Raw genomic sequence first — 8497 nt, forward strand, 5'->3', positions numbered from 1 at the left:
CGCCAGCCGCCTCGTCGACGTCAGGGTCAATTGAGCGTCAGGCTCACGCCGGCGCTGACGCCCCAGTCGCCGCCGGCGGTGGTTGCCGCCGCGTTGGTGCGCAGCTTACCGTTCTCGCTGGTGTAGCCGATGCCGAAGGCGAGCGCGCCCTGGCTGCGCCAGACGCCGCCGCCCGCCGAGGCGCTCACCTTGCCGGGCCGGTCGTCATAGCGCAGCGATGCGGCGGCCATGCCGATCGCGGCCGCCCGCCAGGCGTCCTGCCGCACCTCGCCGATCTGGCCGTTGAGCTGCTGGAACGCGCTGTTGAGCTGATTGACGTTGACCGCATCGGTGCCGAGGACGCCGGGCGCCACGTTGCTGATGGTCACTGGCGCGCCGTTGCCGCTGTTCAGCGTCAGCTTGTTGGTGGTGTTGCCGGAACCGTCGGAGTCGTAGCGGATCGAGCTCGACGCAACCGCCTGGAGCTGGCTGACATTGACCGCATCGGTCGCCACCGAGCCCGCGGCAACGTTGGTGACGCGGCGTTCGGCGCCGGATGAGCCGACCGACACTTCGCCGGTCGCAACCCCTGCGACACTCTTGCCGACCACAGGCGTATAGGCCGCGTCGCTCAGATTGGCCGTGGTGGTGGCGTTGGCGCCGAGCGCCAGCGAGTTGGCCGCTGTCGCCTTGGCGCCGGCGCCGATCGCGACCGAGTTGTCGGCCGACGCGGCCGAGCCGTTGCCCATCGAGATCGCATTGGCGCCGCTCGCGACCGACTGCGGTCCGATCGCAACGCTCTCCGTGCCGGTCGCGATGGAATCCGCCGCGGTCGAATTGGCGTGGAAATATTTCACGCCGCCACCGCCGGTCGAGATGTTGCTCACCGTGGTGTAGAGAGCGGCAAGCGAGGTGTTGGTGGCCCAGAGCTGCGAGCCGTTGATCGCGTCGGTCGAGGTCTGGGTGATCTGGCCCGCGGCCACGTTGGTGATGGTGCGCTCCGCACCGGCGCTGCCGACACTGACGGTCGAGGTCGGCGTCGTGCCGGCGAAGTTGTAGGTGGTGCCGCCGATCGAGGTGTTCGATGTCGCGACCACCGTCTGTGTGGTCGAATTGGCACCGAGCGCGACGTCGCCGGCCTGCGCGGTCGCCTTGGCGTTCGGACCGAGCGCGACGCTGGTCGGGTTGGTGGTCTGCGATCCAGCGCCGATCGACACCGACTGGACACCGCTCGCCTGGGCATTGGTGCCGAACGCGATCGAATCGGCGAAGTTGGACACCGAATTCTGGCCGATCGCGATGCCGCCGGGCGCGGTCTGCGCCACGGTTGCGCCAAAGCCCATGCCGATGCCGTTGTCGCCATTGACCACGGTCGCAGGGCCCACCGCGACCGAATTGTTGCCGACCGCGAGCGAGTCGGCGAGCGTCGAGTTGGCGTGGAAGTATTTCGTCGTCGTGGTCGCGAACGACGTCAGTGCGCCGGTCAGCTGGCGCACGGTGACGGCGTCGCTGTCCTGGGTGCCGTCGGCCACATTGGTGATCTGCCGGTAGCTCGTCGCGTTGCCGACCGACACCGCGCCGAGCAGCGCAAGATCGGTGGTGTTGTAGGGAATGATGGTGCCGCCGATCGTGCCGGACGCCGGCGCGAGCGCGCGGTTGGAGATCGAACCCGAGCCGAGCGCAACGCCATCCGCGACCGAGGCCTGGGTGTTGAAGCCGAGCGCGGTGGCATTCGCTGCGGTTGCCGACGCGGCGATGCCGGCGGCCATCGAATTCGCGCCGGTCGCACCGTTGTTGGTGTAGTTCGCAAGCTGGGTGCCGCCGTCGTTGACGCTATAATAATGCGTCAGGCCGTTGCTGACGACGGTCGAAAGGCTGTCGATCGCCGAGGTGGCGGCGAACAGCTGCGAGCCGTTGATCGCATCGGTCGAACCGTTGCTGACCCGCCCCGCCGCGACATTGGTGATGGTGCGCTCGTTGCCGACCGAGCCGACGCTGACCGTCGAGGTCGGGGTGGTGCCGGCGAAGCTGTAGGTGTTGCCGCCGATGACAATGCTGGCGGTTTGAACCGCCGTGCTGGTCTGGCTGCCCGAGCCGAGCGCGATATCGTTGGCATTTGCGGCGTTGGCGCCGTTGCCGATCGACACCGAGCCGGTGCCGGTCGCGGTCGACACCGGGCCGATCGCAACCGAATTCGTCCCCGCGGCGGAGGAATCGGCCAGCATCGAGTTGGCGTGGAAATACTTGATGCCGCCGCCGGTGTTGATGTTGTTGACGGTGGTGGCGAGGCCATCGACCGCCTGGTTGGTGGCCCAGAGCTGCGAGCCGTTGATCGCGTCGGTCGAAGAGTTGCTGATGCGGCCCGCCGCGACATTGGTGATGGTGCGCTCGGCGCCGAGCGCGCCGACGCTGACGGTCGAGGTCGCCGTGGTACCCGCGAAGCTGTAGGTGGTGCCGTTGATCACCGTGTTCGGCGTGTTGACAGCGGCAGCGGTGACGCTGCCGGAGCCGAGCGCGACATCGCCGGAGCTTGCCGCCGCCGTGGCGCCGTTGCCCAATGCGATATTGCCCGCAAGACCGGCGGCGCCCGCGGTGGAGCCATTGCCGAGCGCCACGGAGCCCTGCCCGATCGCCTTGTTGTTGTTGCCGATCGCGACGGCGCCGTTGGCCTGGTTGGCGGCGGTGGCGCTCGCCGTACCGTCACTGTTGGCGATGTTGTTCGCGCCGCCGGTGAAGGCGCCGGTGCCGCTGGCATAGCTGGGATCGCCGATCGCCACGGCGCCATCGCCATAGGCGACGTTGTTCGCACCGATGGAAACCGCCTGGCCGCCGGTTGCGGTCGCGCTGGTGCCGATGGCGACCGCGTTGGCTGAGTCCGCAGTAGCGGCGGTGCCGACGGCGACTGCATTTAGGGCGAGAGCCGATGCGCCCGCTCCGAGTGCGGTCGCGCTTGGCGCTGTCGCGTTGGCCGTCACGCCAATGGCGACGGAATCATCGCCTGTAGCTACAGCCGAACGGCCACCGGCAAACGCACGGGCGCCGCTGGCGCTAGAGCCGGCACCAACCGAAGTTGAGTACGCTCCCGCCGCGCTGGCCCCAACGCCGTTCGCGATCGAACTGATGCCGGCGGATGCCGCATTGTTGCCGATCGCGATGCCGCCCGTCGCTGCACTGTTGACGACCGCGCCCGATCCGATCGCAACCGAGCCCCCGGTACTCAGAGCCTGCGCCTGATTGCCCACAGCCACGGCAAAATCTGCGGCTGCGTTGCTGGAGCTGCCTCCGGCGAATGAGTTGATCCCCGACGCGGTCGCCTGCTTGCCAAGAGCAGTCGCGCTGTCCGCGGAGGCAACGGATGCCCAGCCTCCGGCCCACGAATAGTTGGCGCTCGCCAAGGAGCTGACGCCGACCGCGGTGGCATTGCCCCCGGTGGCGCTGGCGAATGTGCCCAGGGCGCTCGTGCCGGCGCCGGTGGCATTGGCTTGAACACCGAGCGCGACCGAATTGACGCCGCTCGAGACCGTGCCCTGGCCCAGCGCCATTGCACCGCCAGTGCCTGTTGCCTTCGCGTTCAGGCCAAGCGCCACCGAGTACTGTGCAGACGCAACGGATGAACGTCCAACCGCAATGGCGTCGACCTGGGATGCTGTCACATCCGTGCCGATGCCGATGGCGCTCGTAGCGAGCGCGCCGGTTCCCGCGGCCGTACGCGACCCGAGATAGAGAGAGTTTAGCTGTGAAGCGATCGACTGAAAACCGATCGCGATGGCGTTCTGGGCGCCGGCGCTGGTGCCGGTGCCCTGAGCAACTGCATCCAGCCCGGCTGCGTTTGCTCCACTCCCGATCGCGATGGCGCGCAGGCCGCTGGCCGACGAATTGGTGTCGATCGCCACGGAATCGGTGCCGGTCGCAGTTCCACCACCAAGCTGTACGCTTCCGGCGCTCGCGGCCGAGGCGGTTACCACGACGACAGCAAATGCACCAAGCGTCACGGCAACGGCCGACGCCCGCCCGCCGCCGCCGAGCGCACCAAGTCCCAGCCGATCGCGCTTCACACCCAAAACCCGGTGCGCCAACCGCAACACCGCCAGCAACCGCCGCCGCAGCGAACGGCTGCCCGCATCGCCCGTTGCGACCCAGCTCCGGACGAAGCCGGCGCGGCCCTGACGCGTCAGCGATTCGGTTGAATTGCGTGCGATGGCCATGGTGCGTCCCCTTTGTGACATCTTGAAAAGACGTCGGGCGAGCCATGCCGCGGACTGTACCGACATGCGCGTCCCTTGGGAGCGCATGTGGAGCTGTGAAGACCGCGCGACGTGCGCTCGCCTTCCGGTCCTGGCCGATGATGTGTCGAACTCAACGAGCGCATCTTGCCACCCAGCGCTCGCTCGACTGCCCCACCAATTTGCCCCGAGTCGTCATAAACAAAAATGATAGACACATATTTGACAACGTCACTCAGCAGGCCGTCCAAATAACACGCAGATCGTCTCACAAGTTGAAGGATTTGCTCGATGCACCATGAGTTGTTTGCACGGATCTCAACCGGTAGTTGATCGACGGCGCATGCGTTCGCGCATCTCGCGCGGGCTGACGCCGAATTCGCGGCGGAAGGCGCGGGTGAAATCCGACGCCAGCTTGAAGCCGTGGCGATAGGCGATCTCCTGCACCTGCCTGTCGGCGGACGAGACGAGTTCTGCATGTGCCGCGCGCAGCCGCTTGCGCAGGATGTAGCCGGCAACGCCCCCGACGCTCTCGAATGCACGGTAGAGGGCAGAACGAGAGATTCGCAATTGCTGCGCGATGCGGTCCGGCGTCAGGTCGAAGTCGGCGAGATGCGACTCTATATAAAGACGCGCCCGCTCGAACAGCACCGACTCGATCGCGCCGCGTGCCTGCTCCAGCCGATCCGAGGAGAGCTGGATGCACGCGGCGATCATCTGCGCGGTCGCCCGCCCCGCCTGCCTCAACTCCTCCGCGGACATCAGGGTGATGCGCGTTTCGAGTCGGTCGAGATAATCGGCCAACAATTCGATCAGGTTGCCTTCGAGTAGAATATTGCAGACAGCGTCGAGCTGATCGGCCACACCGGCGAACGACTGGCGCGGCAAGCCCAGCACCAGGCCGTCATAGTCCGTGATGCTGCCGCGGAAATCCTCATCGAGCGAGATCAGGAACATGGCGCCCGGCCCGGCGTGAATCCGCCGCTCTGCGGTCTCGAAGCGGGCTTCGCCGGAGCGCACCCGGTACAGCCACCAGATATCGACGGGCGCGCCATGCGACGGTCTGATGACGCGGGCGAATGATTGCGCGGCGAATCGCCCCGACGTGAAGACGACATCGGCCATGTTGCAGGTCAGGTACTCCACCAGGAACCCGTGCGCAGGGCTATGACCTTCCGGTGGCGTAACGTCGACCAGCGAAGCCATCCGCGTTTTCCAGACCTCGAACTGCTCCGAGGGCGGATAATGTCGTGTCGAGAACAGCCGCGGCGGCGCGGGGGTTACATCCCTGATGTTCCGCGGCTCGCGCGGCAAAGGAACGTGTTCCAGGAGCTGCGCTGCGCGTGCCGGCGTCTTGTCGTCTTCTTGCATGTACTTTCGTGCCCCGTTGGCGCGAACGACGAACGTTGGCTCAACGGAGGCGCATTCCCAAGGTTGCGTCGCCGGCCGCGCACAGACCGGCGAATTTCGGGGAAGACAAGGAAGAGGCATTTCGGGATTCGGACATCGACGGCTTACGCCGGCCGCTCCCGATAGGGTTGACGCAGGTTCCTTTGGCAGTGGTGCTCGCACATGGCGTTCATCATTGTCGCGTCATTGCCGTGTCCGGCTCGGATGCTCCGTCACGGATCGGCTTGACTGATCTAGAGAACAATCTGCGCGAGAACCAGAGGGGCGGCAACGCGCGTCGTGCAGAAATCCAAAATTGCGTTCATGCGATGCGATCGGGCAACGCATCATCGCGGAGTCTTCGGAAAATTTTCTCGATCTCCGCGCCTGGACGAAACGCATGTCGCTGCAAAGGCGCGACCTAAGCACGGTAGATGACATATCGAGAATCCCACGCATGATCGCATTGCGAGCGCTCTTGCCCAATCATGCGGCAACCCACCGCGTGCGACGTGAATGCATCCGTACGAATCGAACACGCGCGAGGCGTACATGCGTGCGCACGCTGCGACATTCACATATGAGCGTCGAGATGACGAAAGTCACAAGTGCCCGTCGAATTTTTTCGGCGAGCACAGCACGCTGGGCAAGCGATGCGTCGCAGGCGGCTCGCGCCGTCCCGCGAGATCATGCCGAGCGCAACGCGAGGGAAAACCCTGCCGTTGTTGCTCAAGCCTGCACGCGTGCGGACTTCCTGTACTGCGCGGTTTCGGCGCGCAGCAGATCGCAGAATTGAAGTGCGAGACGACTTCGCGGCCGCTGCGAAGGAAGCAGCAACATGGTGGCGATCTCCAGCCGTGGCACGAACGGCTTGAGTACAATTTTGGAGCTTGCAAAATCCCGGGCCACGATCGGGTCGACGATCGAGAACCCCAGGCCCTGCGCAACCAGGGCACAACGCTGCATGCTGTACTGGATCTCCGCGACCGTCTTGATCTCGACCTTGGCCTCATCGAGGATGCGCTCAAAGCGGGATCGATGCGGTGCGCTCGGGGAAGCTGCGATCATGGGCTCTCCCCGCAGATCTTGCGCTGCGATCGACCGCTTCGAGCGTAACCGGTGCTGGCGGGGCAGGACGCAGACCGCCTCCGTTGTCATGAGGAGCTCGTCGTCGACCGCGGCAAACCCGGCCTGCGGCCGCGCCAGCCCGACGTCGCATTGTCCCGAGGCCACCAGACTCCAGACGCGCTCGGGGCTGTGGACGGCCACCGATACGACGATGTCGGGATTCTTCTTCAGGAAGCTGCTGACGATCTGCGGCATCAACGAATAGGTGAACGCCGGAAGACATGCGATCCTGAGCGTCCCGCTGCCGCGCTCACGAATGCCGCGCGCGGCGCGCGCCAGATATTCGAGGCCGGCCTGGTTTCTCTCGACCTCGCGCAGGAATATCTCGCCTTCCGGCGTCAGCGTGACGCCGCCTCGCCCGCGTTCGAACAACGCAAAGCCGATCTCGCGCTCGAGACGTGCGATCGCGCGGCTGATGAAAGGCTGCCCTACCCGAAGGCTCAAGGCGGCCTTGGTGATTCCGTTATGGCGCACGACCTCTCGAAACAGGTCAACATGTCTTGGATTCAGCGGCATGACCAATTTGCATATGAACTGGCGTTCCGGTCATTTGACGGCATGCGGATCGGGTGCGTCAATACGGCATGTACCCGTCGAGCAACCATGCAAGCTTCGCCACCGACCGCATCCTGTTGACCAGGATCACCGGCCCGGAGTCTTCGCGCGCCCAGCAGCTTCACGAGGTAGGCGTACTGCGGCGGCTCGATCGCGGCACATCTGACCGGCCGAATAGCGCGCACTTGGCGGCGGCACGGGACCAGGTCGACACCGCGGCCGCGTTCGCAATCGAGGCCGCGGGATCGGGAGACCTGCTCGGCGTGTCCGGGTTCGGCACGATCGACCGGCACGAGAAGCGGGCTACGTTCGCTCCAATCTGGAGCATCGGACGGCTGGACGAGGCCGTGCTCGTCAGTCACGTTGCACATCTCATGACGCGGTATGCGTTCGAGGTACTCGACGTCGAGCGGGCCGAGGTGCATCTGGACTGGCGCCTGAGGCATATGCTTGATCTCTACGCCAACCTCGGCTTCCGCTGCGAAGGCAGGCTTCGCGCATATTTCGCGGCCGATGAATATCCGTCCGCCGATGCTGCGGTCCTCAGCGTGGTTCGCTCCGAATGGCCCTCCGTTGTGCATCGACAGCGCGGTGTTCTCGCCGGCGAAACGTGGCGCTACCGGCTTCCGTCCGACCGCCCTCCATAGCGGCGGCCAAGCTCGGACAAAACGATGTCACGAGAATGCGGGCGTATGACTCAACGGTCGAGCCACACACTCGGTGTCGTCCCTGCGCTTGTGTTTGGTCCCTGCTGATTGGTTTGATGGAATCGGTGTAGAACGAGGCGTGGCCTTTGTCAGGGAGCACCTCGGGTCATGGAACTGAGCCTGCACGCGAACGCCACGACGACGCCGAAGACGCGCGCCTATATCCAGCGCAGCAGGAAGTCGGTTGCCGAATTGGCGACGGAACTGGGGGTCAGCGGGACCACGATCTATCGTTGGCGCGACCGCACGACGGTCGAAGATCGCTCGCACCGGCCGAAGAACCTGGTGACCAGCCTGTCGGCTGTCGAAGAAAGGGCGGTTTGCGAGCTGCGGACGTCGCTGCAGTTGCCGCTGGATGACATCGTCGAGGTGATGCAGCGATGCATCAATGCCAAGCTGTCCCGCAGCGCCATTCACCGCTGCCTGCAGCGCAATGGCATCAGCCGGCTCGCCAAGCCTGACAAACCCAAGGCCGGCATCTTCGAGACCGCCAGCATCGGCTTCATCCATATCGAC

At 65.4% G+C, this 8497-nt stretch carries 5 protein-coding genes; 2 read left to right on the forward strand and 3 right to left on the reverse strand.

The features are described from left to right. Positions 1–26 precede the first annotated feature (26 nt). From J6525_RS30100 to J6525_RS30110, 3 genes are all read right to left on the reverse strand, one after another. Positions 27–4184, reverse strand: coding sequence for a beta strand repeat-containing protein (locus J6525_RS30100; RefSeq protein ID WP_225647382.1), 4158 nt, complete (start codon positions 4182–4184; stop codon positions 27–29). 336 nt (positions 4185–4520) lie between these two features. Then, positions 4521–5408 (reverse strand): helix-turn-helix domain-containing protein, encoded by an 888-nt coding sequence (locus tag J6525_RS30105; protein ID WP_225647383.1) that lies wholly within the window; start codon positions 5406–5408, stop codon positions 4521–4523. A gap of 912 nt (positions 5409–6320) precedes the next feature. Further along, a complete protein-coding gene (locus J6525_RS30110; RefSeq protein ID WP_225647384.1) occupies positions 6321–7235 on the reverse strand; it encodes a LysR substrate-binding domain-containing protein in 915 nt (304 codons plus the stop codon). Between the two features lie 116 nt (positions 7236–7351). Between J6525_RS30110 and J6525_RS30115 the strand changes: the two genes are divergently transcribed. Together J6525_RS30115 and J6525_RS30120 are read left to right on the forward strand one after the other, a co-directional pair. Next, positions 7352–7921, forward strand: a complete 570-nt coding sequence (locus J6525_RS30115; protein WP_225647387.1) for a GNAT family N-acetyltransferase — start codon at positions 7352–7354, stop codon at positions 7919–7921. Between the two features lie 168 nt (positions 7922–8089). Continuing rightward, positions 8090–8497, forward strand: a 408-nt coding sequence (locus J6525_RS30120) for a transposase family protein (RefSeq protein WP_512699761.1), incomplete at its 3' end; no start/stop codon positions are given.

It is taken from the genome of Bradyrhizobium australafricanum, assembly GCF_020329495.1.
Taxonomy (GTDB): Bacteria; Pseudomonadota; Alphaproteobacteria; order Rhizobiales; family Xanthobacteraceae; genus Bradyrhizobium; species Bradyrhizobium australafricanum.